The 25,801-nt window shown below is 68.0% G+C and carries 21 protein-coding genes, 3 pseudogenes and 1 other annotated feature; of the genes and pseudogenes, 16 read left to right on the plus strand and 8 right to left on the minus strand.

The genetic code is table 11. The features are described from left to right. Positions 1 to 346: 346 nt before the first annotated feature. The 5 genes from M446_RS22555 (at position 347) to M446_RS22575 (ending at position 7,606) form a co-directional block, all read left to right on the plus strand. Positions 347 to 1,360, plus strand: a complete 1,014-nt coding sequence (locus M446_RS22555; protein ID WP_012334421.1) for an IS630 family transposase — start codon at positions 347 to 349, stop codon at positions 1,358 to 1,360. 66 nt (positions 1,361 to 1,426) lie between these two features. After that, positions 1,427 to 2,293, plus strand: a complete 867-nt coding sequence (locus tag M446_RS22560; RefSeq protein ID WP_012334422.1) for a fumarylacetoacetate hydrolase family protein — start codon at positions 1,427 to 1,429, stop codon at positions 2,291 to 2,293. 402 nt (positions 2,294 to 2,695) lie between these two features. Then, positions 2,696 to 4,342, plus strand: coding sequence for a hydantoinase B/oxoprolinase family protein (locus M446_RS22565; protein WP_012334423.1), 1,647 nt, complete (start codon positions 2,696 to 2,698; stop codon positions 4,340 to 4,342). An 8-nt stretch (positions 4,343 to 4,350) separates the two neighbouring features. Next, entirely contained in the window at positions 4,351 to 6,429 is a 2,079-nt protein-coding gene (locus M446_RS22570) for a hydantoinase/oxoprolinase family protein (RefSeq protein WP_012334424.1), read from the plus strand. Between the two features lie 76 nt (positions 6,430 to 6,505). After that, positions 6,506 to 7,606 carry a branched-chain amino acid ABC transporter substrate-binding protein gene (locus M446_RS22575; protein WP_012334425.1) on the plus strand — a complete coding sequence of 367 codons (1,101 nt, stop codon included), beginning with the start codon at positions 6,506 to 6,508 and terminating at the stop codon, positions 7,604 to 7,606. 610 nt (positions 7,607 to 8,216) lie between these two features. Here M446_RS22575 and M446_RS22580 read toward each other — a convergent pair. After that, positions 8,217 to 8,432, minus strand: a complete 216-nt coding sequence (locus tag M446_RS22580; protein WP_043701526.1) for an excisionase family DNA-binding protein — start codon at positions 8,430 to 8,432, stop codon at positions 8,217 to 8,219. A 152-nt stretch (positions 8,433 to 8,584) separates the two neighbouring features. Between M446_RS22580 and istA the strand changes: the two genes are divergently transcribed. After that, a complete protein-coding gene (gene istA / locus M446_RS22585) occupies positions 8,585 to 9,868 on the plus strand; it encodes an IS21-like element ISMtsp8 family transposase (protein WP_012290058.1) in 1,284 nt (427 codons plus the stop codon). Continuing rightward, entirely contained in the window at positions 9,865 to 10,740 is an 876-nt protein-coding gene (istB, locus tag M446_RS22590) for an IS21-like element ISMtsp8 family helper ATPase IstB (protein WP_012290057.1), read from the plus strand. The genes istA and istB overlap by 4 nt, the downstream gene beginning before the upstream one ends. Here istB and M446_RS38265 read toward each other — a convergent pair. Both M446_RS38265 and M446_RS37485 read right to left on the minus strand, forming a co-directional pair. After that, positions 10,722 to 11,063, minus strand: a complete 342-nt coding sequence (locus M446_RS38265) for a hypothetical protein (RefSeq protein WP_012334426.1) — start codon at positions 11,061 to 11,063, stop codon at positions 10,722 to 10,724. The genes istB and M446_RS38265 overlap by 19 nt on opposite strands. 52 nt (positions 11,064 to 11,115) lie before the next feature. Then, positions 11,116 to 11,196 (minus strand): annotated as a pseudogene (locus M446_RS37485) (IS5/IS1182 family transposase); the annotation flags it as partial. 288 nt (positions 11,197 to 11,484) lie between these two features. Between M446_RS37485 and M446_RS35755 the strand changes: the two are divergent. The 5 genes and pseudogenes from M446_RS35755 (at position 11,485) to M446_RS22620 (ending at position 14,865) form a co-directional block, all read left to right on the plus strand. Further along, entirely contained in the window at positions 11,485 to 12,036 is a 552-nt protein-coding gene (locus M446_RS35755; protein ID WP_012334427.1) for a cupin domain-containing protein, read from the plus strand. A gap of 562 nt (positions 12,037 to 12,598) precedes the next feature. Continuing rightward, positions 12,599 to 12,802, plus strand: a complete 204-nt coding sequence (locus tag M446_RS22600) for a dodecin family protein (protein ID WP_012334428.1) — start codon at positions 12,599 to 12,601, stop codon at positions 12,800 to 12,802. A 94-nt stretch (positions 12,803 to 12,896) separates the two neighbouring features. Then, entirely contained in the window at positions 12,897 to 13,124 is a 228-nt protein-coding gene (locus tag M446_RS22605) for a hypothetical protein (RefSeq protein ID WP_012334429.1), read from the plus strand. A gap of 171 nt (positions 13,125 to 13,295) precedes the next feature. Beyond that, a pseudogene (locus tag M446_RS35760) lies at positions 13,296 to 13,855 on the plus strand (IS3 family transposase); the annotation flags it as partial. Then, positions 13,577 to 13,693, plus strand: a sequence feature (AL1L pseudoknot). Its footprint overlaps the pseudogene before it by 117 nt. Positions 13,856 to 14,151: 296 nt before the next feature. After that, positions 14,152 to 14,865 carry a PAS domain-containing protein gene (locus M446_RS22620; protein ID WP_265576412.1) on the plus strand — a complete coding sequence of 238 codons (714 nt, stop codon included), beginning with the start codon at positions 14,152 to 14,154 and terminating at the stop codon, positions 14,863 to 14,865. 27 nt (positions 14,866 to 14,892) lie between these two features. Here M446_RS22620 and M446_RS22625 read toward each other — a convergent pair whose 3' ends face one another. Next, positions 14,893 to 16,233: a polyhydroxyalkanoate depolymerase gene (locus tag M446_RS22625; protein WP_012334433.1), complete on the minus strand. Its 1,341-nt coding sequence runs from the start codon at positions 16,231 to 16,233 to the stop codon at positions 14,893 to 14,895. Between the two features lie 341 nt (positions 16,234 to 16,574). Here M446_RS22625 and M446_RS37490 point away from each other — a divergent pair. Next, positions 16,575 to 17,047: pseudogene (locus M446_RS37490) on the plus strand (helix-hairpin-helix domain-containing protein); the annotation flags it as partial. 140 nt (positions 17,048 to 17,187) lie between these two features. Here M446_RS37490 and M446_RS22640 read toward each other — a convergent pair. From M446_RS22640 to M446_RS22650, 3 genes are all read right to left on the minus strand, one after another. Next, on the minus strand, positions 17,188 to 19,239 hold the full coding sequence (locus M446_RS22640; RefSeq protein WP_012334434.1) for an ATP-binding protein: 2,052 nt from the start codon (positions 19,237 to 19,239) through the stop codon (positions 17,188 to 17,190). Beyond that, positions 19,236 to 20,759, minus strand: a complete 1,524-nt coding sequence (locus tag M446_RS22645; protein ID WP_012334435.1) for an ATPase domain-containing protein — start codon at positions 20,757 to 20,759, stop codon at positions 19,236 to 19,238. The genes M446_RS22640 and M446_RS22645 overlap by 4 nt, the downstream gene beginning before the upstream one ends. A 596-nt stretch (positions 20,760 to 21,355) precedes the next feature. Then, positions 21,356 to 21,694 (minus strand): hypothetical protein, encoded by a 339-nt coding sequence (locus M446_RS22650; RefSeq protein ID WP_012334436.1) that lies wholly within the window; start codon positions 21,692 to 21,694, stop codon positions 21,356 to 21,358. Between the two features lie 740 nt (positions 21,695 to 22,434). Between M446_RS22650 and M446_RS37495 the strand changes: the two genes are divergently transcribed. The 3 genes from M446_RS37495 to M446_RS22660 are packed head-to-tail and all read left to right on the plus strand — an operon-like array spanning position 22,435 to position 24,009. Continuing rightward, positions 22,435 to 22,617, plus strand: a complete 183-nt coding sequence (locus tag M446_RS37495) for a hypothetical protein (protein WP_150108715.1) — start codon at positions 22,435 to 22,437, stop codon at positions 22,615 to 22,617. 59 nt (positions 22,618 to 22,676) lie between these two features. Next, positions 22,677 to 23,204, plus strand: coding sequence for a hypothetical protein (locus tag M446_RS22655; RefSeq protein WP_236728647.1), 528 nt, complete (start codon positions 22,677 to 22,679; stop codon positions 23,202 to 23,204). A 10-nt stretch (positions 23,205 to 23,214) separates the two neighbouring features. Further along, positions 23,215 to 24,009 (plus strand): cobalamin-binding protein, encoded by a 795-nt coding sequence (locus tag M446_RS22660; protein WP_012334438.1) that lies wholly within the window; start codon positions 23,215 to 23,217, stop codon positions 24,007 to 24,009. A 75-nt stretch (positions 24,010 to 24,084) separates the two neighbouring features. On the opposite strand, the gene betA is transcribed toward M446_RS22660, so the two are convergent. After that, complete coding sequence (betA, locus tag M446_RS22665) at positions 24,085 to 25,770, minus strand: choline dehydrogenase (protein ID WP_012334439.1); 1,686 nt, start codon at positions 25,768 to 25,770, stop codon at positions 24,085 to 24,087. Positions 25,771 to 25,801: the final 31 nt, after the last annotated feature.

Consider the following 25,801-nt stretch of genomic DNA (forward strand, 5'->3'; position numbering starts at 1 on the left):
CAGCGGCCAAGCCTTACGTGATGCAGAGTCTAGATCGAATTGCAGGCTTGGGCCTGGTGAGAACTCAAGCGAATGCAACCGAGTTGGCGGTCGGTTCGGACGAACGTCGGCTTGAGTTGCGGGCTATGGCGGGCTGATCGGAAGACCGCGCTGGCCGTTCCGGCTGATGATGGCTCGACCCAGGATCCATGAGCGACGGCGGCATTGGATGCGGACGTGCAGGAGCCTGCGCCGCCAGCGACGGTGACGTGCTCGGGCGTCTTCTTGGGCATTCACCCCGACCCGCACGGACGCTCCCTCATCATCGGCGAATGATCGCACGAGCAAGCCGTCTCCCCCGCTTCTTGTGGGGCGAGACTGCCTAGCGCTAGATTGTTTGTCTATCGCGCGCGTCGCCGAGGCAACTTGCGTTGTGTCAATTCCGCCCGATGATCGCCCCAGCAACACAAAAAGGGCCGGGGCCGGGGCCGACCGGCGCCTGCCCCGGACCGATCAGGGCGTCCGATCGCGTGCTTTGCCGAGGTCCAATAGGGCTTCTAGAGCATTTTCCGACGACCTGCGGTCTGTCCAGCGCAGCTGGGACGCACACCGCCTGCAGCCGCATCGGGTGCGCAGCTTCAAGCGCTCCACCGACCCTGCCTTCGCGGCGAAGGTCGAGGATATCGTGGGCCTGGACATGGATCCGCCGCGCCACGCCGTGGTGCTCCCGCTTGACGAGAAGAGCCAGATCCAGGTGCTGGAGCGCACCCGCCCGAGCCTGTCCGTGACGCCCGGTCGCCCCGAGACCCAGACCCACGACTACGTCCGGCACGGCATTGCCGCGCTGTTGGCCGCGCTGTTGGCCGCGCTGTTGGCCGCGCTGTTGGCCGCGCTGTTGGCCGCGCTGTTGGCCGCGCTGTTGGCCGCGCTGAACGTGCTGGACGGCACGGTGATCGGCCGCTGCATGCAGCGTCACCGCCACGAGAAGTTCCTGCGCTTCCTCAACACCATCGAGGCGGCGGTGCCGGCCGGCAAGCTGATCCGCGTGATCCTGGACAACTATGCCGCCCACAAGCACCCGAAGGTGCGGGCGTGGTTGGCTCGGCATCCGCGCTGGACCTTCCACTTCACCCCGACCTCGGCCTCGTGGATGAACGCGATCGAGGGCTCCTTCTCCGCCCCCACACGACGTCGGCTCCGGCGCGGCAGCTTCAGCGGGATCGTCGAGCTCCAGGCCGCGATCAACCGCACCATTGCCGAGCACAACGGCAGGCCCAAGCCCTTCGTCTGGACCAAGCCGGCCGCTGCCATCCTCGATGCTGTCGACGGCACCGCTGCCGGAGGCGGTCTGTCGCGCCATGCGATGAGGCCGCGCGGATGATCCTCTGTTCGCGAGCAGTCCGGGAGCGCGGCCAGCGAGGTTCTCACAGCATCAAGGGGTGTTCCGATGCGCTATTCTTCCATCCGCACCAGTGGCGGCGACACGCTCGCCATCCGGCGCGACGACGGGCTCTACGATCTGCGCATGGTCGATCCGGGCCTTCCCGACGGGGTGGGCGGGCTCGTGGCGGGCGGACCCGAGTTCATGGACCGTGCGAAGAAAGCCGCGGGGGCTGCCACCGGGGCTGCCCGGCTCGACGAGGGCTCGCTCCGCTACCGACCTCTGATCGAGCGGCCCGGCAAGATCATCTGCATCGGTCGCAACTACGCCGCGCATGCCCGGGAGGGCGGCGCCGAGCCGCTCGACTACCCGGACGTGTTCATGCGCGGAGCCAACTCCCTCGTGGCGCATGGCGAGCCCCTGATCAGGCCGCGCTGCTCGGACAAGTTCGACTACGAGGGCGAACTCGTGTTCGTGGTCGGCCGGAAAGCCCGCCACGTCGGCCTGGATGAAGCCTGCGGCATCATCGCCGGCTACTCGGTGTTCAACGAGGGCTCGATCCGCGACTACCAGCGGAGGGCGACCCAGTGGACGATGGGGAAGAACTTCGACGGAACGGGCGGCTTCGGGCCGGACCTCGTCACGCCGGACGAGCTGCCCGACGGGGCGGACGGGCTGCGGCTCACAACGACTCTCAATGGCCACGTCATGCAGGACGGCAACACGCACGACTTCATCTTCCCGGTCGCCCGGATCGTCGCGATCCTCACCGAGGCGATGACACTCGAACCGGGTGACGTCGTACTGACCGGCACGCCCTCCGGCGTCGGCTATGCCCGCAACCCACCCGTCTTCATAAAGCCGGGCGACGTCGTCGAGGTCACGATCGAGAAGGTCGGCACGTTGCGCAACACCGTGCGGGACGAGGCTTGACGCGGGTCGTGCGTGCCCGGCGGACAGGTCGAACGCGGCCCGTCGGACCGCGCCTGTCGCGCTCGGCTGCGTGAATCGCCGGAGTTCGAGCGGGAGTGCGTGGAGCGGTCCTCCCGGTGCCAAGGGTTCAGCTCTCGCCTCTGCAACAAGCTGCCCGGAGCCAGAAGCTGCCGAACAGCGCTGGCTGCGACGTTCGCGCGAAGGCCCGGCCAGGATAGCTCCCGCGGTCTCCCGGAAGTTCCCGCGCGTCTAGCGTCCCAAAACCGTTCCTGCAGGAACGGTGGATCGAGCTAAATGTTGGTGAGCGCGCTGGTATCCGAACCCAGGTGGACCTCGTGGCGACCGGCCTGCGACCGAGCACCGTGCCACGTGCGCCTGCCGCCACGGAGGAGATCTGAGACCGTGCCGCGTCCGCTCGATCCGATCACCATCTCCGTCGTCCAGCACCGACTGTCGGCGATCGTCGAGGAGATGGGCGAGGCGATGCTCCGCACTTCCTACTCCCAGATCCTGAATGCGAGCCGCGACTTCTCGATCGCGATCTGCGACACCCGGTGCCGGCTGATCGCGCAGGCCGACCACATCCCGGTGCATGTCGGCGCCCTGCCCTGGGCCGTCCGCGCCGTCGAGGACAAGTTCCAGGGCGCCGTCCGGCCGGGCGACGTCGTCCTGCTCAACGATCCGTCGACCGGCGGCTCGCACCTGCCCGACGTCACCGCCTTCGTGCCCGTCTTCGGCGAGGGCGTGCGCCGCTATTGGGCCGTCGTGCGCGCCCACATGAGCGACATCGGCGGCGCCACCCACGGCGCCTACAACCCGGCCGCGACGGAAATCTGGCAGGAGGGGCTGCGCATCCCGCCATTGAAGCTCTACGACGCGGGCACGCTGCGGGACGACGTGCTCGACCTCATCGCTCTCAACGTGCGCTTCCCGCGGGACTTCCGGGGCGACCTCGCCGCCATGATCGGGGCGGCGCATCTGGGCGAGCAGCGCATCGCCCGACTCTTCGGGGAGGTCGGGGCCGACCGCGTCGACGAGGCAGTCGAGGCCATCCTCGATGGCGCCGAGCGCCGGACGCGGGTCGTGGTCGGCGGCTGGGCCGACGGCATCTACCGCGGTGAGGCCTTCCTCGACGACGACGGGCGCGGCCGGGAGGATGTCCGGATCGTCGCGACTGTCACCAAGAGCGGTTCGGACATCGCGGTCGACCTGAGCGAGAGCGACCCGCAATCAGCGAGCTTCGCCAATTCCTCGCACGCCAACATGCAGGCGGCCGTGGCCATGGCCTTCGCCTACCTGATCGACCCCGACATCCCCAAGAACGACGGCTGCTTCCGGCCGCTCAGCGTGACGGCGCGGAAGGGCAGCGTGGTCTGGGCGGACGACGCGGCCCCCGTGACGCTCTGCACCACCCACCCGGCCAACGAGATCGTCGAGGCCATCGTCAAGGCCTTGAGCCTCGCCTGCCCCGAGCGGGCCATGGGCGGCTGGAGCCGGCGCTTCCGCATCTCGATCACGGGCGATAACCCGCGCACGGGCAAGCCCTTCATCTGGCACATGTTCCACGCCCGTCCGGGCGGCGGGGCCTCCCCGCGTGGGGACGGCTGGTCGGCCGCGGGCGAGTGGCATTCGGTCGGCGGCATCAAGTTCGGCAGCGTCGAGGTCGCCGAGGCGCGCTTCCCGCTGCGCTTCGAGACGCACGAGTTCCGGCCGGGCTCCGGCGGCGACGGCCAGCATCGCGGCGGGCTCGGCACGGCGATGGACCTCGTCGTCGAGGTGCCGGCCTACGCCCACACGGCCGGCGAGGGCGCGCGCCACGGCTCCGCCGGCATGCTGGGCGGCCGGGACGGCGCGCCGCACGACTACCGGATTGTCTCGCAGGACGGGGAGCGGACGCTGCGCACCAAGGAGTTCGGCATCTCCATCGCGGCCGGGGACCGGCTTGCGGTGCGGTCGGCCGGCGGCGGGGGCTGGGGACCGCCGGAGCGGAGGGCGCCCGAGGACCGGCAGCGCGACCGCGAGCGCGAGATGACCGACGAGCGAGCCTGAGCCGCGCCATGCCCGAGACCGACCGCATCCCGAAGCCCTATCGTATCGGCATCGACGTTGGCGGGACCTTCACCGACCTCGCCTGCGTGGACCCGAGCGGCGCACTCACCTTCGTCAAGACGCCCTCCACCCCGGAGGACCAGTCAGTCGGCGTCCTGACGGGCTTGGGCGACCTCGCGGCCCGCCTCGGCCTCGACCTCGCGGGCCTGCTCTCGGCGACCGACCGCATCGTGCACGGCACGACCGTCGCCACCAACGCGCTCCTGGAGCGCAAGGGCGCTCGGGTCGGCCTGCTGACGACCCGGGGCCATCGCGACGTGCTGGAGATGCGCGAGGGGCTGAAGCCGAACCGCTACGACCTGCTGATGCCGCCGCCCGAGCCGCTGGTGCCGCGGCACCTGCGCCGCGGCGTACCCGAGCGTATAGGACACGACGGCACGGTGGTCACTCCCCTCGACGAGGCCGCGCTCGACGAGGAGATCGCTCGGCTGAGGAGCGCGGGCGTCGAGGCGGTCGCGGTCGCCTACCTGCACAGCTACCGCAATCCGGCGCACGAGCGGCGCACCGCCGAGCGGCTGGCGGCGCTCATGCCGGAGGCCTACGTCACCCTGTCGAGCGAGGTGTTGCCGCAGATCAAGGAGTACGAGCGGGTCTCGACCACGGCCGTCAACGCCTATGTCGGCCCGGCCGTGCGGCGCTACCTGGGCAGCCTGGAGCGGCGCCTCGCCGAGGTGCGCTTCGAGGGGGGGCTGTTCATCATCCTGTCGCAGGGCGGCGTCGTGCCGCTCGGCGAGGCGGCCCGGCTCGCGGCCGCGACGGTCCTCTCGGGGCCGGCGGGCGGCGTGGCCGGGAGCCGGCACGTCGCGGCGCTCACGGGCGCGTGCAACCTCATCCCCTTCGACATGGGCGGGACCTCGACGGACATCTCGCTCGTGGCGGATGGGGCGATCGCCCTCTCGGCGGATGGCGGCCTCGCGGGGGAACGGATCGCGCTGCGCAGCCTCGACATCATCAGCATCGGGGCCGGGGGCGGCTCGATCGCCCACGTCGATGGGGGCGGCATCCTGCAGGTCGGGCCGGAGAGCGCGGGCGCGAAGCCCGGCCCGGTCTGCTACAGCCAGGGCGGGACCGAGCCGACCGTGACGGATGCCAACCTATTGCTCGGCTACCTCGACCCCGAGCACTTCCTCGGTGGCCGCCGCAGGCTGGACGCGGCCGGCGCCGCGGCCGCCATGGATCGCCTCGCCGCCAGCCTCGGCGCGAGCCGCGACGAGGCCGCGGCGGGCATCTACCGGCTCGTCAACCTGAAGATGGCGGACGGCATCCGGCTGATGACGCTGCGACGCGGGGTGGATCCGCGCGGTTTCGCGGTCCTCAGCTTCGGGGGCGCTGCGGGCCTCCACGCGGTCGAGGTCGCGCGGGAGATTGAGGTGGGACGCGTGATCGTCCCCGCCATGGCCTCGGTGCTCTCGGCCTGGGGCATGCTGAACGGCGACCTGCGCTACGAGGTGGCGCGCAGCCACCTCGCCGACACCGCGGGCCTTAATCCGTCGGCGCTCGCCGCCCTGTTCCGGCCGCTCGAGGCCGAGGCAACCGAGCGGCTCCGGGCATGGTTCGACGGTCCGATCCGCCTCGATCGGTCGGCCCAGATGCGGTACGGCGAGCAGATCTTCGAGGTCGACGTGCCGCTCGAGGGACTGGACCTCGCGGCGCCCGGATCCGTCGCGGCGCTCGTCGAGCGCTTCCACCGCCGCCACGAGGATCTCTACACATACGCCTCGCCCGGCCAGGAGGTGGTGCTCGTCAACGTGCAGGTCGCGGCCGTGGGCCGTGTCGAGGCCGTCGATCCCGCCGGGGCAATGCCTGCGGACGACCAGCCGGTCGCCCCGTTGCGGATGCAGCGGGCCTACTTCGACGGCTGGCGCGAGGTCCCGGTCTACGCCTTCGACACGCTGGGGGCCGGCTGCCGTCTGACCGGGCCGGCGCTGATCGAAGCCGAGACGACGACGGTCGTGCTCGGCGCGGGCGACACCCTGACAGCGGACCGGTTCGGCTGGCTGGACATCAGGTTGAGACCCGCGGCGTGACCGCGGAAGCGGCGGCGCGCCCCGGCGCGTCGCCAAGACGGTGGCAGCCGCCGCACCGACGGCGGGATCGAGGGGGATGGCCATGAAAATGCGGTCTGGTTCGTGGGTGCTCGCCGCCCTCCTGTGGTCCACGGCCGTCCGGGCGGACGTGGTCGTCGGTGTCGTCGTGCCGCGCACCGGGCCCGTCGCGGCGATCGGCGACCAAGTGCTCAACGGCGTGAATGCGGCCGTGAAGGACGTCAACGAGAGCGGTGGCGTGAACGGCGAGAAGCTTGTGCTCGACGTTCAGGATGATGCCTGCGACCCGAAACAGGCGGTATCTGTGGCGAACCGCTTCCTCCAGAACAAGGTCGGGCTGATCGTCGGGCACGTCTGCTCAGGCGCGACCATGGCCGCCTCCGAGATCTACGCGGAAAACGGGGACGTGATGGTGACGCCCTCCGCCAACGTCGCGAAGCTGACGGAGCGGGGGCTGTCTGGGATCTTCCGCGTCTGCGGGCGGGATGACCAGCAGGGCGAACTCGCGGCCCGCACCATCGCCGAGCGCTTCCCGGGCAAGAAGGTCGCGATCCTGCACGACAACCAGCCCTTCGGGCGCGGGCTCGCGGACGCAACGAAGACCAACCTCAACCGGATTGGCGTCAAGGAATCCCTGTTCGCCGCGATCACACCGGGCGAGCGGGACTACACTTCCGTCATCACACGGCTGAAGTCGGCCGGCATCGACGTCGTTTACTACGGTGGCTATCACCAGGAGATGGGAACATTGGTGCGCCAAGCCTCCGAGCAAGCCTACTCAGCGCAGTGGATCGGCACCTCCGGCATTGCAAGCAAGGAATTCGCCGCGATCGCGCACGGCGCGGCGGACGGCGTGCTGATGACCTTCAACCCGGACGCCCGGAGGCGCTCTGAGGCCAAGGCCGTGGTCGACCGTTTCCGTGCGCAGTCGATCGAGCCGGAGGGGTTCACGCTGTACGGCTACACCGCCGTGCAAGTGCTGGCCCAAGCCGCCCGAAACGCGCAATCGACCGACCCGAAAGCCGTCGACCGTGCCCTTAAATCGGGGACTTTCGGCACGATTTTGGGCAATGTCGGTTTCGACAGAAAGGGAGACATTTCTGCTCCCGGTTACGTTCTGTACCGGTGGTCGAATGGAGATTTTACGCAGATAAATTGATAATATTGAGTGTTTAAGCGTATCATCAGCGATGAAATTGGCATCAAGTTTTGATCTTTGCAGTTTTCTTGGTTGTCATCGTTGGAGATGACCCAGGGTAGCCGTGACGGCTGGACTGCTGCGAGGTCACGTCAAAGTCCCGTGGCAAAGGTTGCAATGCGCTGACCTCCGAACCCCTGCACTCCTTCGCCGGCGCACGAATCCGGGATCAGCTCACAGGTGTAGCGGCATAAGCCACCGGCCGAGCCGAGACCGGACGGGTCAAAATGACCCAAAGCGGCCCCTCATAGCGCATGCCGGGAAGGTCCGATTGCGAGGGTTTTCCCGACATTTGTTTTCCTGATACCGCCGCGCTTATAGTTTCACCTGTTCAAGGTAGGGGTAGGCGGTGAGCGAGCGGAGCCGTCCGACCCCGGCGGTGAGCGCGGTCCAGGCTTGACAGCAGGCATTCACGACGGCGTCGTAGTCGGCTAGGAGCCGATGGGACAGGGAGCGCTGGCGCAGGGAGAGCCAGACGCGCTCGACTGCGTTTCCATGCTACCTCTCTACGTCCGGTTCCTGCTGCTTGGCGGTAGCGCCGCCGCTCTGACCTGGTCCAGCTCGTCGCCGCTCATCCGCACGATCCGGATGCGCTGGTCCCACGGGCCGCCATGCGCCCCCGCAGGCGCCCGTCTTGCAGCCAGCGGTAGGCGGTGTGCCGGTGCACGCCGAGCCGCTTGGCCGCCTCGTGCAGGGTCCATTCGGTGCCGGGCTCGCGCGCGGCGCTGCCGCTCCAGATCGGCCGCCCGCTGCCCAGCCCGTAGCGGAACACCAGGCGCTGGACCATGGACGTGTGAGCGGGCGTTGGATCCTCCTCACTTGTGGGCCTGCAATTTTCCCCACCCTCCCGGCCGCCCCTGAGCCTCCTGTTTGAGGCGGGATGCCCGCGCGGCGGCCGTCTCACCGAAGCTGGTCCCCGTGGCGGGAGGGAGCGGCGCGGTGGTCAGCCTCGGGGAACTCATGACGATCCTGGACCTCCACCGGCAGGGCCTCTCGGTCACCGCCATCGCCCGCCAGCTCGGCCTCGACCGCAAGACCGTCGCCAAGTACATCGCCCGCGGCCTCGAGCCGCCCGTCTACGGACCGCGATCCCCCCGCGCGCGGGCCACCGACGCCTTCCTGCCCTACCTGCGCGAGCGCCTGGCCGCCTACCCGCAGCTTACGGCCGTCCGTCTCTGGCGCGAGTTGAAGGAGCGCGGCTTCGCAGGGGCCTACACCGCCGTGAAGCGAGCCGTGGCCCTGCTTCGCCCCTCAGCTCCTCTGCCTATCGAGCGCCGCTTCGAGACCCCGCCGGGCGAGCAGGCCCAGGTCGACCTCGCCCGCTTCGAGGTCGTCTTCGCCGACGAGCCGGGCGTGACCCGCATCGTCTGGCTGTTCGCGATGGTGCTGGGCCACTCGCGCTATCTCTGGGCCCGCTTCGTCGTCCACCAGGATCTGCAGACGGTCCTGCGCTGCCACATCGCCGCCTTCCAGGCCCTTGGAGGCGCCCCGCGCGAGATCCTCTACGACCGCATGAAGACCGCCGTGATCGGCGAGGATCCCGACGGCTTGGTCATCTATAACCGCAGCCTTCTCGATCTCGCGCGCCACTACGGGTTCCTGCCGCGCGCCTGCCGTCCCTACCGGGCCAAGACCAAGGGCAAGGTCGAGCGCCCGTTCCGCTACCTGCGCGAGGACTTCTTCCTCGCCCGCTCGTTCCGCAACCTCGACGACCTGAACGACCAGCTGCGGCACTGGCTCGACACCGTGGCCAACGCCCGCCGGCACGCCACGACCAAGCGGATCGTCGCCGACGCCTTCGCGGAGGAGCGCAGCCAGCTGCGGGCGCTGCCGCCCGTGCCCTACGAAGCCGTGCTCAGCCTGGAGCGGCGCGTCACCCACGAGGGCTTCGTCTCGGTGGCGGGCAATCTCTACAGCGTGCCCGACACCACCCGCCGCCGCGCCCTGGAGGTGCACGTGCTGGCCGATCAGATCCGCATCTACGAGGCGGGTGAGCTCGTTGCCTGCCACCTGCCCCTGGAAGGGCGTGGGCTGACGCAGGTCGATCCAGCCCATCGGCGGCCGCGATCTCCCCCGCCCGAGCCACGAGACCCTGCCGAGCCGGTGGTCGTCAGGCGCGCCGGCGACCAGGTCGCGCGTCGCCCGCTGGCCATCTACGACGCCGTAGCCCGCCAACTCGCGGGAGCCGGCGTGCCCAGGACCGACCGGGGAGACGCGGCATGAGCGGAACTGGCGAGCTGATCCCCCCACTGGTCGAGCGGATCAAGGCCACGCTGGTAGGGCTGAAGATGCCGCGCGCCCTGGAGATCGTCGACACCACCGTGCGGCGGCTGGAGCGCGGCGAACTCAGCGCGCTGGAGGCGGTCGATGCCCTGCTGAGCGAGGAGCTGAGCCTACGCGAGAGCCGGCGGGTGAAGACCGCGCTGGTGATGGCGCGGCTCTCGACGGTCAAGACGCTGTCGGGCTTCGACTTCGCCTTCCAGCCCTCGCTCGACCGCACCCGCATCCTGGCCCTGGCCGAGCTGGGCTTCGTGGACCGCTGCGAGGTGCTGCACTTCCTCGGCCCGCCCGGCACCGGCAAGAGCCACTTGGCGGTGGCCCTCGGGGTCGAGGCGGTGAAGGCGGGCCGCAGCGTGTACTTCACCACCCTGGCCGACCTTGTGGGAACGCTGGCGCGGGCCGAGCGGGAAGGAACGTTGCGCGAGAAGATCCGCTACTTCTGCCGGCCGGCGCTGCTGATCGTGGACGAGATCGGCTACCTGCCGGTGGTGCCGGGCGGGGGCAACCTGTTCTTCCAGCTCGTCAACGCGCGCTACGAGCGGGGCGCGATGGTCCTGACCTCGAACCGCGGCTTTGCAGAGTGGGGGGAGGTGTTCGGCGATCCGGTGGTGGCGACCGCGCTGCTGGACCGGTTGCTTCACCACGCCGTGGTGGTGCAGATCGAGGGCTCAAGCTACCGGCTGCGCCAGCACACCGCGCTCATGCCCGAGCACATCCGCTCGAAGGCAGCCCTGCAGGCTCCGCCGCTCGCCCCGCCTCCGCGTCGGCGCGGACGCCCGCCCAAGAATGGAGGTGCTCACCTCGGCATCGCCTGACCGCCGAGCCCGCCGATCTGAGGAAAATTGCGCGCCCGAAATTGCGGAAGGTTCGAAGCCCGTTGACAGGACGCGTCGAACCCCTCCCGCTCGGGCGGCCGCCAGCCGGCAGCGTTCAGCCGATCGGCGATGGCCGCGGCCGAGCAGCCCTGCCCGCGCAGGTCGCGGATCGTGGCCAGCACCTGCTCGCACCCGCGCAGCTGCTCGAACCGCCGGACGGGCCGGACCAGCGCGTGGCGGGTCCGCGCACCGCCGGCCCGGTCGCAGGCGACCTCGACGTGCTCGCTGCTGCCGTCCACGCGTACGGCGACCTGCTCCAGCATCAACCGGGCGATCGCCTGGCGGTCCTGCTGCGTCGTCGGCGCATGCCACAGCGCCCTTGGGGCGCGGTTTCGGCGAGGGCAGGAGCGGAGCGATCTCAGTCCAGAGATCGTCAGGGAGCAGCGGACGGGCCATGCAGCCGAACGCGCAAGCCGCCCGTCCGTGCCGTTCTGTTAGGCGCGCTAGAGCATTTTCCGACGAAGTGGATGCCGGTTCGTCGCAGAAAATGCAGCAAGATCAAAGACCGAGAGCAGTACCCGATTGCAACGTGATCGGGTGCTGCTCTAAGCTGGCAGTGGGGGCTTTACACCCTGATCCATGATAGGTTCGGAGCCGCTCGGCAGAAAGGCCTTACTTCTATGGCTGCTTCGACCCGATCGGCCTCTTCTATTGAGGCGCGCCTGGAAACGCAAATACGGAGTGATGCCCGTGAGTGATGCGCTCAGTGCCGAAGACGTCGTCACGCTTTTGGGACTGGAGCCGAACGCAACATGTGGTTGTGTTCGCGCAACCTACCATAGCGCGCGCTGTATTGCGCCTGGTGGGCTGGCTGAACCCTTTGGAGATGGGCGTCCATTAGGGTCAGCGCTGTACTTCATGGTCACACCACCAGCGCCCGTAAGGCTGCACCGGATTCAAAACGATCAGCTCTACCATTACTATCTCGGTAACTCCCTGGAGGTATTTCTTCTACACCCAAACGGCGCCGCCGAGCGAGCAGTTGTAGGACCAAACCTGCGCAATGGCGAGCGCGTTCAACTGCTGATCCCTGGCGGCGTATTCCACACTGCACGGCTCATCGGTCAGGAAGGTTGGTTTCTGGGCGCGAGCACGGCCTGGCCTGGTGTGACGCCAGCGGATGCGGAGATCGGCGATGTCGAGGAACTGAGCACGAGGTTTCCAGTATTCGCCGCCGACCTGCGGGCGATTGCAGGGTCAGCGCAAGCTTCCAGACCGCCTAAAGGCCACAATTAGTAACCAAAATCTAGAAAAGGCCCGCCACAACAGGATCGGGCGGACTGAACATCTGTGGTGATTCCGGATGCTCAGAACCGGAAGAAGCTCGGCAGCCGTCGCGCCGGCGAAGTCGCAAGAGAAGCCAGCCGCGGCCGGACCGGGCGGGCTGAAAGGTTACGATCCACGTTTCGGGGGAACTGGAACGGGCGTACGTCAAGCATATTCTGAGTGCCGTTGCATCTCGTATTCAGAGCTAATCCACAATAACGAAAGAAATCTCGCCACGGCGGGGCGCCGGGTGGGCTAAGGCTCTGTAGAGTAGAAGCGGGCCAGAAAAGCATGCTGGACTCTAAGCTGGCAAGGCGCTGCCGAATCGGCTCCTACACAATCGTCTTCGCAACGTAGTCTGCACGTTCTGCAGGCCGAACGCTGTCGCGTCGACGAAGCCTGCTATTCGCATAACCCCATTACGGACGCGCCTCGGCGTTACTGCCAAGCCACCGCACGTAAATGCACAGAGGATTGCGTCCCTATTGAGCCGGGCATAGCATCACATGCCTGACCCGCAAGGGAGGCAGTCATGTCGGTGGTGAAGTTCCTCGAACTCTCCGCACAATCCCCGCAAGGCTACGAGGACGCGATCAAGCAAGCGGTCGAGCGCGCATCCAGCACGCTGCGCGGCATCCAATCCGTCTGGGTCAAGGAGTTCGAAGCCGTTGTGGAGAACGACAAGGTGACCCAGTTCCGGGCCACCGTGAAAATCTCGTTCCTGCTTGAGGGCTGAGGCGCGGGCGCCGGCTGAAAGGGGCGTTCTGATCGAGCCGTTCAGCGGCCTTGTAGGTCACGCGAGGACCCAAACCAAAACACGAGTGCCTGCGATGAGCGCGGCCGCAATCCTTCAGCCACAGCTGGTCCTTGTCTGGGCTGGTGTGCTGCTTTTTATAGGCGGCCTCCTGCTCACAGCCTTCACGGCGCTCTGGGGTGGGCGCTTCAAGGCCAAGAGCCGGACGGATAGCGCGGCCGGCTTCAGCCCTCGGGCAAACTGGCCGGGGCTGGTGATGCTGGCAGCGGGCATCCTCTGCTTCCTGGCTGCCGCTGCGGTCTAGAGCGGCACCCGATCACGTTGCAATCGGGTGCCGCTCTCGATCTTTGATCTTGCCGCATTGTCTGCGACGAACCGGCATCCACTTCGTCGGAAAATGCTCTAGACAGAAACGAGCGGACTTGTGAACCGCTCCGGGTTTCCCGGAGGCTCCAACTCTTGAGAGGATGGAGCCATGACGAAGCGCAGCACACCCTTTTCGCCTGAAGTCCGCGAGCGCGCGCTGCGGATGGTGTTCGACCATCAGGGCGAGCATGGCTCGCAGTATGCGGCGATCCGCTCGGTCGCTTCCAAGATCGGATGCTCGGGCGAGACGCTGCGCAACCGGGTTCGTCATGCCGAGCGGGACCAGGGCCAGCGCGCCGGACCGACGACGGACGAACGCGAACCGATCAAGGTGCTGGAGCGGGAGAACCGCGAACTGCGACAGGTCAACGAGATCCTCAGAAAGGCGTCGGCGTATTTTGCGATGGCGGAGCTCGACCGCCGGTCGCGGACATGATCGCCTTCATCGACGATCACCGGGAGGCCTACGGGGTCGAGCCGATCTGCCGCGTGCTGCCGATCGCCCTGTCGACGTACTACGCCCAGGCCGCGCGGCGCGCCGATCCCGACAGGCTGCCGGCCCGGGCTCGCTCGGACGCGGCGCTGATGGTCGAGATCCGGCGCGTGTTCGAGGAGAACTTCTGCGTCTACGGCGTGCGCAAGGTCTGGCGGCAACTCGGCCGGGAAGGCGGTCTTGGACAGGTCCACGCGAGCCGTCATGCCCGCAGGGGTCGATGGCGGCCAATAAGCTTAGCCATATGACGGCCGGGCAGAGGCCAAAACTGAGATGTTCGGTCCCGGCACGAGGGCGACGGGGGCGAATGGCGACGCAGCTCGGCCTTCCGAGTTCGGCCACCCTGCCGCGGGCGTCACACATTCTGCACGCTTGTCGTATACCTAGCCAGCAACCATTTCACCCCCACACGAAAGCTCCACTGCCGCTCGGCCGAAAATCCGCCGGCTTCAGCATGGAGGACCGCCCAGGCATGACCGCTGACTGGAACTACGAGCCGCCTGTTGCGCACGTGTTCGACGATGCCATCGTACCGATTTATACGACGGACGCTGACGGCTGGCTGACGTACTACAATCGGGCAGCAGCGGAGCTTTGGGGATATCATCCGGAGATTGGCCGCACCCGCTGGTGCGGCTCATGGCGCATATTCACGCCTGCCGGTTCAGAGTTGCCGCTCGATCAGTGCCCGATGGCGATCGCTTTGAAGGAGGGGCGGCCCGTTCGCGACGTGTGGGCCGTGCTGGAGCGGCCCGAGGGCACGCTGATCCCGTTCATGCCCTACCCGACCCCGATCCGCGCCCCGTCAGGAGTGATTATTGCAGGCTCGAACATGCTGGTGGCGCTCGGCTCAAGGCCGATGCGGCACTCATTGGAGCTGTCAGGTGCGGTTACGGTGTCAATCCACTCCCCGGATATTTTGAGAGGCGCGGAACTGGATGATTTGACAGGCCAGTTACAATCCACGTTGGGCGCCATCGCTGATATTGAGGTTGCTTATCAGCTCGACTGCGAGCGCCTGGACGACTGGACCGGACCAAGCGCTGAGAAAGAACGAATTCTCATGCAGCTACAAACCAAACGGGAGCGGAAGCGGACGGCTTTGATGAAGCGGCTGAACGATCTGCAAGAGCGGGCAGTCTCTCTGAAGCCGCTCTCGCGTCAGGAGCCATCCACTCTACACTGAAAGGCTGATCGCTGGCTTGACCTCGCCTCAGGACTGCCCCGCAACTTGCAGAGTACCAGCCACAGGATAGTGGTGTGGGGCTTTGTACACGATCAACGCCACGGATCGATTGAGAGCGTCGACCTCGTCCTGATCGAGCCCGAGCGTGGATGCCTCTTCGCAAGTCGTTCCCCGCTCAGCGGGCCGCTCGCTGCTGCTCTCCATGAAGTGCTTGATCTTCGGCACAACCTCGGCCTGGAAGCGCGAGCCGTTGAAGATGCCGTAGTGACCCGCTCCCGCCTGGAGATGGTACGCCTTCTTCTCGGGCGGCAGGTTGGGCGTGAGGTCGAGAGCCGCCAGCGTCTGTCCGACGCCCGTGATGTCGTCCTTCTCGCCCTCCACCGCCATTAGAGCGCAGCGGCGGATCGCTCCGAGGTCGACGGCCTTGCCGCGATGCTGCATCTCACCCCGCGGGAGCCGGTGGCTGATGAACACCTGCTCGACCGTCTCAAGGTAGAATTCGGCGGTGAGGTCCATCACGGCGAGGTACTCGTCGTAGAAGGCCCGGTGCTTGGCCGCGGAGTCGCCGTCACCCTCGACGAGATGGTTGAACATGTCCCAGTGGGCGGTCAGGTGGCGGTCGAGGTTCATACCCATGAAGCCTCCCAGCTGAAGGAAGCCCGGGTAGACCGCGCGGCCGTTGCCCGGATGGCTCGGCGGCACGGCATGGATGCAGTGCTGCCGGAACCACGTGATGCCGCGCTCCCGCGCCAGTTCATTCACCGCGGTCGGAGAGCGACGGGTGTCGATCGGACCACCCGCGAGCGTCGCCGAGAGGGGAACCAGGGGGTGGTTCTCGGCCTCCATGCGGGCAATGGCGGCCAGGACGGGCACCGAGGGCTGGCAGACCGCCATGACGTGCAGGTCCGGCCCGAGCGCCGCGAACATCGCCATGCAGTAGTCGATGTACTCGTCCAGCCCAAAGCGCCCGGCCGCGCGCGGCACCTGCTTGGCGTCGGTCCAGTCGGTGATGAACACCTGATGCGTGTCGAGGAAGGCCGCCACCGTACCCCGCAGCAGGGTCGCGTAGTGGCCCGACATGGGAGCCACGAGCAGCAGCTTGGGCTTGTCACACGGCTCGCCGAAGGCGATGACCCGGCAGAAGGGCTGCTCCCACACGATCCGCTCCGCGGCCGGCAGGCCGAAGGCGGGTTTGGGATAGGAGCGGGTGGCCCGCTCGAAGATCTCACACGAGGCCGCAATCGAACGGCCGGCTACCGTGTAGGTGAGAGGGTTGAGCGGGTTCTCGCACGCGAGCTTCGCGAGGTCTGCGGCGACGCGGGCTGGCGTGAGCATCAGTTCGCACGACTCACGCATGAGGTACATCATACGCATCCACCTCTCAGCAGCCCGGGCGCTCAGCCCTTCGGCGACACAGTAGGCGATCAACACCTCTGGTTGCTGTTTGGTTTCGCACCATGCGCTATCGCCTTTGGTTTTGCTCAAGCTTCAAGGGCGCTGGAGAGCTATGGACGAGTGCGTGGGTGCGATGCGTCTCCACTGGGCCCGCACCGATCGGCACCTCGTCGCAAGTCCGGGATGGAAGCGGGACCAAACAAGGACCATGTTCGGGCGGATGACAGTGGCCCAGCTCTGGAAGTGGTCTCGTGGCTCTGCTTAGCTGAGGGGGCGGGAGCCGGTCATGGGTCCCGCGGGGACACACGAACCAGATGGTCCGGCCCAAGCAGGTCGAGAGGAACGGCCCGATCGAGGCCCTCGCGGGCACGGTCGAGCGCGTGACGTTCCACCCGCCCGAAACCGGCTTCCGCGTGCTCAAGGTGCACGCTCGCGGCAAGCGCGACCTCGTGCCGGTGGTCGGGCATGCGCCCGCGATCGGCGCGGGCGATTGGATCACGGCGACAGGAATTTGGATCACCGACCGCGCCCACGGCCTCCAGCTCTAGCCGAGACCCTGAAAGCCACCCCGCCGACCGGCGCCGCGGGCATCGAGAAGTACCTCGCCTCCGGCTACATGCGCGGGATCGGCCCCGCCATGGCCAAGCGCATCGTCGCCGCGTTCGGCGAGAACACCTTCGAGTTCATCGAGGCCGAACCCGACCGGCTTCAGGAGGTCTCCGGCATCGGGCCATGGCGGGCCGCCAAGATCGTGGCGGGCCGGGCCGAGCAGAAGTGCGCGACTCAGGAGAGCTACCATTCCTGGTATCTCTTTGGACAAGGCAGGCCCAAGATGTTGTCTTCGAGCGCTTCGCGCACAGGTCTCATAAGTCGACTTGAGGGCGAGTAGAGGACAAGAGGTGTCCTGGTGCTCTCGTCGAGAAGGCCTCAACCGCCCTCGCCCCCGAGCACCAGCCGAAGCGAGCGGGCGAGCTCGTCGCGGCGATACGGCTTGTTTAGCACGGGCAACTTGCCCTGGCCGATGACTTGCCCCTCGTCGGGATTCGCCACGTAACCGGAGGTGAGCAGGATCCTGATGCCCGGGCGCACCCGCTGTGCCTCGGCCGCAAGCTGCGACCCGTTCATGCCGCCGGGCATGACCACGTCCGAGAACAGGATGTCGATGCGCTCCACACCCTTGAGATGCTCCAACGCCTCGGCGGCGTTGCGGGCGACGATGACCCGGTAGCGCAATTCCTCCAAGCTCTCGACGGCCATCCCGAGCACCTGCTCGTCGTCGTCCACCAGGAGCACCGTATCGCCCTCACCCGCGCGGCGAAGTGGGATCGCGCCGACGGGCCCGATTCCGGCCTCCTCGTCGGCCGGGTCGGTGGAGCGCGGGAAGTACAGGCGAACCGTCGTGCCCTTGCCGATCTCCGATTCGATCTGCGCGAAACCCCTGGCGCTGCGCGTGAAGCCGTACACCTGGCTAAGCCCGAGCCCCGTTCCCTTGCCGACCTCCTTGGTGGTGAAAAACGGCTCGAACACGCGCTGGAGCGTATCAGGCGGGATGCCGCTGCCCGTGTCAGTGACCGACACCGCTACGTAGGGGCCGGGCGGCACGCCCAGATCGGTGACGGCGCCAGTCCCAAGGTGGACGTTGCGGCTCGTCACCACGATGCGGGGGTGCCCCTCGCTCCCCTCCATCGCGTCGCGCGCGTTGACGATCAGGTTCAGCACCGCCGCCTCGAACTGCGCAGGGTCGATGCGGATCGGGTCGAGCGCCGGATCAAGGTCGAAGACCAGCTCGACGGCCCCGCCCGCGGCGCGCTCGGCGAGAGGCTTGAAGTCGAGCAGCAGGCGGTTGGGGTTGAGCGTCTGCGGCCGCAGCATCTGCCGGCGCGAGAAGGCGAGTAGCTGCTGGGTCAGTTGCTCGCCGCGCTTGGCCGCGCCCATGGCCGCCTCGGCCAGGCGCTTGACCCGCTCGACCTGCTCGGGCCGGCGCAGCATCATGTCGAGGCCGCCCACGATGACCGTGAGCAGGTTGTTGAAGTCGTGGGCGACCCCGCCCGTCAATTGCCCGATGGCCTCCATCTTCTGGGCTTGCCGCAAAGCCTCCTCGGTGGTCCGTTGGTCGGTGCGGTCCATCAGGATCCCGGCGACGCGCAGGGGCTTGCCGGCCTCATCGTGCTTCACCTGCCCCCGCATCGCGATCCAGCGCACCGCCCCGTCGGTGCGCCGGATGCGGCATTCCAGGTCAAGCGTGCCCGTCGCCGCCGTCGCCGCGAGCGCCCTCTCGGCCACATCGCGGTCCTCCTCCACGACGTGGGCGAGCAGGGCCTTCCGGTCCCAGTGTGGCGCCGCATCCACGTAGCCGAAGGCGGCGTCGAAGCGGGGCGAGCGCCGCGACGCGCCGGTGCGGCAATCGAGGTCCCACGACGCCATGCCGGCCGCGTCGAGTGCGAAGGCGAGGGTCTCGTGCGCGGCCTCGACCTCCCCCGTGCGTTCGGCCACGCGCCGCTCCAGGTCCTCGTTGGCGCGCCGAAGCTGCTCCTGGGCTCGCTCGCGCTCCAGGAGATGCTCGCGGGCCTGGTACTGGCGGCGTCGCGCTCGCAGGGCGGAGGCGGTGGCGCTGACGAGCGTCTCCGCGTTGATGGGGCGTTCCAGCAGGACCACGTTGCCGAGCCGGGCGAGCAGCGCGGAGGCCCTTTCGGAGCGCGGCCCGGTCTGGCGCGTCGCCAGCACGACGAAGGGGAAATCCGACCAGGCGGGCTGCGCGTCGAGCCACGCGAACAACTCAGCCGGCTCGGCGCCGAGCGCCTCCTCGGTGACGAGCGCGGCGCCCGCGCCGGCCGAGAGGCAGTCCAACCAACTCGCCAGGTCCGGACACGCGGCGGCGCGCGCGCCCGCCCGGGTGAGCACCTGCTCGGCCACGAGGGCGTCGCGCCCTCGTGGCGCCAGGATGAGGACGCGCTCGTCGTCCGCCACCGATGCGGTCACCGGACTTCGCCGTCGGCAGGCGCTTCGCCCGTCAGCATCGGCACCCTGCCCCGGTAGGACGGCAAGCCGGTGAGTACACCCTCGAAGTCGGTCAGCGCCCTCCCGACCTGTATCCCGTGCCCCGACAGCTTCATCTCGCGGATGGTCCGCTCGTGCGCGTTGACGCGGCTCTTCACCACGGAGAGCGCCGTGCGCACCTCGCCCTTCGCCTCGAAGAACCGGAACAGCAGGATGCAGTCGCTCAGGTAGCTCAGGTCGACGTCGGTGCGCACCTCGCCGACGACGCCGTGTTGGCCCAGGACCAGGAGCGTGGTGATCCCTTGCTGGTTCAGGTAGCTCAGCAACTCGTGCATCTGCAGGATGAGGAACTCCTCGCCCGGCATGGCGTGCAGGTAGGCGTTGAGGCTGTCGACCACGACGAAGGTCGAGCCACGCTCCTCGACGGCCTGCCTGGTCATGCTGGAGAACTCGCCGGGCGAGAGCTCGGCGGGGTCGATCTGCGTGATGGTCAGGCGCCCGGCCTCGATATGCGGGGCCAGGTCCATGCCGAGCATCGCGGAGCGAGCGAGCAGCGTCGCCAGCCCCTCGTCGAACAGGTAGTAGGTCGCCTTCTCTCCGCGCTCCAGGGCGGCCACCATGCAGCGGATGGCCGTCGTGGTCTTACCGACGCCGGAGGGGCCGAGCAGCAGCGTGTTGGTTCCCGGCACGAGGCCTCCGCCGAGCAGGAGGTCGAGTTCGTCCGAGCCGGTCGAGCGCGCCCTCGCGTCGAAGGCTGAGCGGTGCTCGGCCGCGATCAGGCGCGGGAACACCTGGACGCCGCCGGTCTCCAGGACGAAATCGTGGTAGCCGCCGCGGAACTTGATGCCGCGCATCTTGACGATGCGCAGCCGCCGCCGTTCAGAGCCGAACTCGCGCGGCGCCTGCTCCAGGGAGACCACCCCGTGCGCAATGCTGTGGAGCTGCAGGTCGCCCGTCTCCGAGGTACGGTCGTCGAGCATCAACACGGTGCAGGCCCGCGTGGCGAAGAACTGCTTGAGCGCGAGGATCTGTCGCCGGTAGCGCAGCGGGTTCTGGGCTAGCAGCCGCAGCTCCGAGAGGCTGTCGAAGACGACTCGGTCAGGCCTCAGATCGTCAACCCGGGCGATGACCTCCTTGACGGTCTCGCCGAGCTCGATCTCGGAGGGGTGCAAGATCGACTGCTCGCCATCGGGGTCGAGGCCCATCTCATTGACGAGCTCGTAGACCTCGATTCCGTCGAGCGCCCAGCCGTGGGTCGCGGCCGCCGACCGGAGTTCGTCGGCGGTCTCGGACAGGGTAACGTAGAGGGTGCGCTCGCCGCGACCCGCGCCATCGCGGAGAAACTGGAGCGCGAGGGTGGTCTTACCCGTCCCGGGATTGCCCTCCAGCAGGTAGAGCCGGCTCGGCGTCAGGCCGCCGCAGAGAACATCGTCCAGGCCGACCACGCCGGTCGAGATGCGCGGTCCCACGCTGGTCGGCGGGCTCGTCGAAGTATCGGTCATCGGTTCGGTTGAGGCTCCGTGGCGTAGAGCGCGGCCCCGGGTCGGCGGGCACCGTAGAGGTCCGCCAAGCCTAAGTCAGCGCACGGGACAACGCATCGTGGGGATCCTGGCTCCCGCGGCAGTGCCGACCCGAACGGCGCCCGAAGGGCTTGCGCTGCCTCGGATGCGGACCTCAGCCAGCCTTGCTGGCGTAGCGACCATCCTCCAGCCGGTCGCAGCATTTCCTATTCCTGATTCGGCTGCCTATCTTCTTCAGATTGTCGGGTGAGAGGAGCACCTTGTGGAGGGCGACACGGCGAATGACTCGGGACTTGAATTGGGGCGCGGCCTCGGCCGGGTTCGTGGCACGGCGCTCTGTCAGGAACTCGGCTAGCTTTTCGTGAAGCGGCCCTCCTTCTGTCCGCATTCGCCTCATGACCCGACCTTTTGCGACTTAAGATCGGAGGCCAGGAAGTGGCGCATAGCCGAACACGCCGGGAGTGATCCGGCCCGGCCACCGCCTGGGCGAACCCGGAATGGGTGGTGAACGGTGGCAGGCCGTCGCACGTCGACCCGCCCCTGGTCGCGGCGTATTGGCATCAGCTCGGCCGACTCGTTCACTCCGGTGCCGTTCTCACACCATCCGAGCCGAGGTGCGCCATTCCGAGCCTGTGCCAGAGCTGTGAGTACGCCTCGGTCAGGAGCCGCTTTCGGCGGCCTATTACCCCTGGCTCATCCGCCTCCGCTGCGGCGTACGCGCGGGCGCAGGAGCAGAGATCATCCGCCGCGGCATGGATGCCGGGATCACGCGCGACGAGCTGCAGGATCTCGACGAGCTGGGCTCGGACGTTCTCGATTTCGGCCGCGGGATTGCCACCCGAGGTCAAGTGCTCAAGGGCTTGGGCGACCGCAGTCATCCGGGCTTCGAGCGTCTCAAGAAGCAGTGCGGGACCCATGAGCTTCGCCCTCCGCAGCCACGCGGCAGGCTACGCCGGGACGCTCCCGGACGCACCAGGACTGGGCCGGAGTTCACTGCCCGAGAAGCGAGCGGCGGCGACAAGGTGGGCAGTTCGCCCTCCCCTGCCCCCCGGCCAGCACGTCCGGTCGATGGTCGCCCACGCCCGTCCTGAGGCGCTGTGAGAGCCGGCGCATTGCGCGACCGACGTGACGAGAGGAGGCCTGTGAGCTGCCTCCGGACCGCTGAGAAGGCTGGCTTCGCGTTGCATCCGTGTTGCACGGAGCCGCGATGCAGTGAGCGCTATTATTCTCATTGCATATTCATAACCCGTAAAACTTGCAAGAAATAAAATATCTGCCGCTATCGAGTAGCTTAAGGCGCGCGACTTGCCCCGGGGCTGTCGCTCAACCGGCCAAGCCACTGCTGAATCCTGCAAACGCGGGTGTCGACCCCGACACGTCTAACCTCCAATGGGAGGGGCGGATATAAGCCCGGGCTCGGTTCGGATGTGGGATGGAGGGCTTAGCAGCGCCTCGGGGCAGGGCACCGGCCACCAGAGACGGCCGTTGGGACGGTACTCTGGGCTTTCTGCCGATCGAAGCGCCGAGCTCGCTCGGCACTTTGCGCGTTCACCCTGGTACGCCCTCCCCTTGCGGGCCCTCAGGGCTGCTCGGGTCACCCAGGAACAGCTACCCCAGATCCTGGCTGCCACCCCTTCCTGGGCGCGCCTGGGATCTGATGATCGCGCTGCTGGTGATAGGGGCCATATTCGGCTTCCATCCTGCCGCGGCGCCGATCTTCCATGCCTACCGGAAAAGCGAGCTCGCGCGGCGGCGCCGGATCAAAGCGCGGGTGACGGGCGGGTGGACCGGCGTGCATCGCGCGGCCAGCGCGCGTAGGAGAGGTGAAGGCGTGTGCTGACGGGCGAGGCTGACGTGGCTGGACATCCTCATGGGCGCGCCAATTGGGCGGATGCCGCGGTGGCTCACTATCGGAGCGCCGCGGGCGTCGGCCTTCCCGTAATGGCCGCGGCGATGGCGAGCAGTGCCCTGGCCTGCGCCACACCTTTCGCGGCCTTCGCGACCTGGGCAGCCCTCCGGCTACCCCGCCGGGCCGGTCTCCTTCTCATAACTGCCGTCTGGCTGACGAACCAAGCCGTCGGCTTTGGCCTACATGGCTACCCACTCGACCCGAGCACGATCGGCTGGGGCCTGGCGATCGGCTCGGGGATGCTGCTGGCCTGGGCCGCCGCCGCGGCCACATCCCGGCTCGTGAGAGCCGAATGGCCCGCCATTCTGCCGTCGTTGGTCATCGCCTTCCTGGCTTGCGAACTCGCCTTGTGTACGGCAGGCTTCGTGCTGCCAGGCGACGCGGAGGCGTTCGCGCCCTCGGTGGTCGCACACCTCTTTCTCATCAACCTCGCTGCCTTAGGCGGCTTCGTGCTGCTGCAAGCGGCCGGCGAAGAGGTCGCGCACAGATGGGCGGCTCGCAGGCTGCAGAGCGCGTGAGAGAAGGGTCGTGCGCGGTTTCCCGCCGGAGCGGATCGTCTGCCTGACCGAGGAGACGGCCGAAACCCTCTACCTCCTCGGCGAGGAGCATCGCATCGTCGGGGTCTCGGGCTACGCGGTGCGGCCGCCGCGGGTGCGGCGCGAGAAGCCGCGCGTCTCGGCCTTCACCAGCGCCGACCTGCCCAAGATCCTGGCGCTGTCGCCCGACCTCGTACTGGCCTTCTCCGACCTGCAGGCCGGCATCGCGGCCGACCTCGCCCGCGCCGGGATCGCCGTGCACCTGTTCAACCAGCGCGACGTGGCCGGCATCCTGGCGATGATCCGCACCCTCGGCGCCCTCGTGGGGGCGCCCGGACGGGCCGAGGACCTCGCGCGGGGCTACGAGGAGCGCCTCGGGCGCGTCGCGGCCGAAGCCGAGGGACGGCCTCGTCCGCGGGTGTATTTCGAGGAGTGGGACGATCCGCTGATCTCCGGCATCGGTTGGGTCTCGGAGTTGATCGGCGTCGCAGGCGGACAGGACGTCTTTCCTGACCTGGCGCGGCAGGCGGCGGCGAAGGACAGGATCGTGTCGCCCGACGCGGTGGTCGCGGCCGCACCGGAGGTGATCCTCGCCTCCTGGTGCGGGAAGAAGGTGGTGCCGAGCCGCATCGCGGCCCGTCCGGGCTGGTCGGCCATTCCGGCGGTGGCGCGCGGGCGGATCACCGAAGTCAAGTCGCCGCTGATCCTGCAGCCTGGACCGGCGGCACTGACCGACGGCCTCGACGCGATCCGCGCCGCGCTGCGTCCCGCTGATCCTTCGCCCTGAAGATGCAGGATACATGCGCTCAGGGTGCTGTTCAGAGAACCGAGCCACCTCTCGTCGACAGCGAAGCGCAAAGTCTCAGCTTGCGCGAACCGGCCTCCTCCGCGGCGGCGTATCGCCGGCCACGAAATAGGCTGCCTGGCTGCGCGGCAGGGGGGTCCGGCCGCGAATGTCGTCGGCGATCTTCTCCGCGATCATGATCGTCGGGGCGTTGAGGTTGCCCGTGACGATCTGCGGCATGATCGAGGCGTCGACCACGCGCAGACCCTCCAGCCCATGCACCCGGCCCCGGCCGTCGACCACCGCCATCGCATCCTCGCCCATCTTGCAGGAACAGGAAGGGTGGTAGGCGGTCTCGGCATGGGCGCGCACGAAGGCGTCGAGCTCCGCGTCGGAACGTAGCGCCGCGCCTGGGCTGATCTCGCGCCCGCGGTACGGATCAAGGGCCGGCTGGGCCATGATCTCGCGGGTGATCCGAATCGCAACGCGGAACTCGCGCCAGTCCTGGTCGGCCGACATGTAGTTGAACAGGATGCTCGGATGGGCGTGCGGGTCCCGCGAAGTGAGCCGGATCCGACCCCGGCTCGGTGAGCGCATCGAGCCGACATGGGCCTGAAAGCTGTGCGATTTCACCGCGTGGCTGCCGTTGTAGCTGATCGCCAGCGGTAGGAAGTGATATTGCAAGTTCGGCCAGGCGAATTCGGAGTCGGAGCGGATGAAGCCGCCCGCTTCGAACTGGTTGCTTGCGCCGATCCCCGTCCCCGCGAACAGCCATCGCGCGCCGATGGCGGGCTGGTTCCAGGGCTTGAGGGCGGGTGCCAGGGAGACGGGCTGCCGGCACTCGTATTGCACGTACATCTCAAGATGGTCCTGCAGGTTCTCGCCGACGCCGGGCAGGTCGAGAACGAGGGGGACGTCGAGATTGCGCAGGAGATTGGCAGGCCCGACGCCGGAGCGCTGCAAGATCTGCGGCGAGGCGATCGCGCCGGAGCAGACCAGCACCTCGCGGCGTGCCCGCGCAAAGGACGGCTCCTTGTTCCCGCGCAGATAGACGACGCCGCTCGCGCGTTTGCCATTGAACAGGATGCGGTCGGTGAGTGCGTGGGTGACGATAGTGAGGTTGGGCCGCTCCCGCGCCTGGTCGAGGTAGCCCCGGGCGGTGCTTGACCGGCGTCCCTTCGCGGTGACGCTCCTGTCCATCGGACCGAAGCCTTCCTGCTGGTAGCCGTTGAGGTCCGCGGTGCGGGGGTAGCCCGCCTGCACGCCGGCCTCGATCATGGCCTCGAACAGAACGTTTCCGCCGGGCTTGGCCGCGGTGACGTAGAGCGGTCCGTCTCCGCCGTGATAGGTGTCCGGCCCAAGGTCGCGTGTCTCCGCCCTGCGGAAGTACGGCAGGCAATCGCCGTAGGACCAGTCCGCGAGGCTGGGCAATCGCGCCCAGCCGTCGTAGTCGAGGGGATTGCCGCGGATGTAGCACATGCCGTTGATCAGCGACGAGCCGCCGAGCCCCTTGCCCCGGCCGCACTCCATGCGCCGGTTGTTCATGTGAGGCTCCGGATCGGTGAGATACGCCCAGTTGTAGCGCCGCCCCTGGAGTGGATAGGCGAGCGCCGCTGGCATCTGGGTGCGAAAGTCGAAGCGGTAGTCGGGACCACCCGCCTCCAGGAGCAGGACGCTGACGTCCGCGTCCTCGGTCAACCGGGCGGCCAGCACGTTTCCGGCCGAGCCGGCACCGACGATGATGAAATCGTATTCCTGCGTCATGGTCGGATGGCCGGTGAGGTGGCACGGGAAG

It is taken from the genome of Methylobacterium sp. 4-46 (assembly GCF_000019365.1).
Lineage (GTDB): Bacteria > Pseudomonadota > Alphaproteobacteria > Rhizobiales > Beijerinckiaceae > Methylobacterium.

Bases quoted from the DNA above. Each gene is read 5' to 3' on its own strand.
- M446_RS22560 (WP_012334422.1), top strand. From the start codon at position 1,427: ATGCGCTATTCTTCCATCCGCACCAGTGGCGGCGACACGCTCGCCATC.
- M446_RS22570 (WP_012334424.1), top strand. From the start codon at position 4,351: ATGCCCGAGACCGACCGCATCCCGAAGCCCTATCGTATCGGCATCGAC.
- M446_RS22575 (WP_012334425.1), top strand. From the start codon at position 6,506: ATGGCCATGAAAATGCGGTCTGGTTCGTGGGTGCTCGCCGCCCTCCTG.
- M446_RS22580 (WP_043701526.1), bottom strand. From the start codon at position 8,432: ATGGTCCAGCGCCTGGTGTTCCGCTACGGGCTGGGCAGCGGGCGGCCG.
- istB (WP_012290057.1), top strand. From the start codon at position 9,865: ATGAGCGGAACTGGCGAGCTGATCCCCCCACTGGTCGAGCGGATCAAG.
- M446_RS38265 (WP_012334426.1), bottom strand. From the start codon at position 11,063: ATGCTGGAGCAGGTCGCCGTACGCGTGGACGGCAGCAGCGAGCACGTC.
- M446_RS35755 (WP_012334427.1), top strand. From the start codon at position 11,485: ATGCCCGTGAGTGATGCGCTCAGTGCCGAAGACGTCGTCACGCTTTTG.
- M446_RS22600 (WP_012334428.1), top strand. From the start codon at position 12,599: ATGTCGGTGGTGAAGTTCCTCGAACTCTCCGCACAATCCCCGCAAGGC.
- M446_RS22605 (WP_012334429.1), top strand. From the start codon at position 12,897: ATGAGCGCGGCCGCAATCCTTCAGCCACAGCTGGTCCTTGTCTGGGCT.
- M446_RS22620 (WP_265576412.1), top strand. From the start codon at position 14,152: ATGACCGCTGACTGGAACTACGAGCCGCCTGTTGCGCACGTGTTCGAC.
- M446_RS22625 (WP_012334433.1), bottom strand. From the start codon at position 16,233: ATGATGTACCTCATGCGTGAGTCGTGCGAACTGATGCTCACGCCAGCC.
- M446_RS22645 (WP_012334435.1), bottom strand. From the start codon at position 20,759: ATGACCGATACTTCGACGAGCCCGCCGACCAGCGTGGGACCGCGCATC.
- M446_RS22650 (WP_012334436.1), bottom strand. From the start codon at position 21,694: ATGGGTCCCGCACTGCTTCTTGAGACGCTCGAAGCCCGGATGACTGCG.
- M446_RS37495 (WP_150108715.1), top strand. From the start codon at position 22,435: ATGATCGCGCTGCTGGTGATAGGGGCCATATTCGGCTTCCATCCTGCC.
- betA (WP_012334439.1), bottom strand. From the start codon at position 25,770: ATGACGCAGGAATACGATTTCATCATCGTCGGTGCCGGCTCGGCCGGA.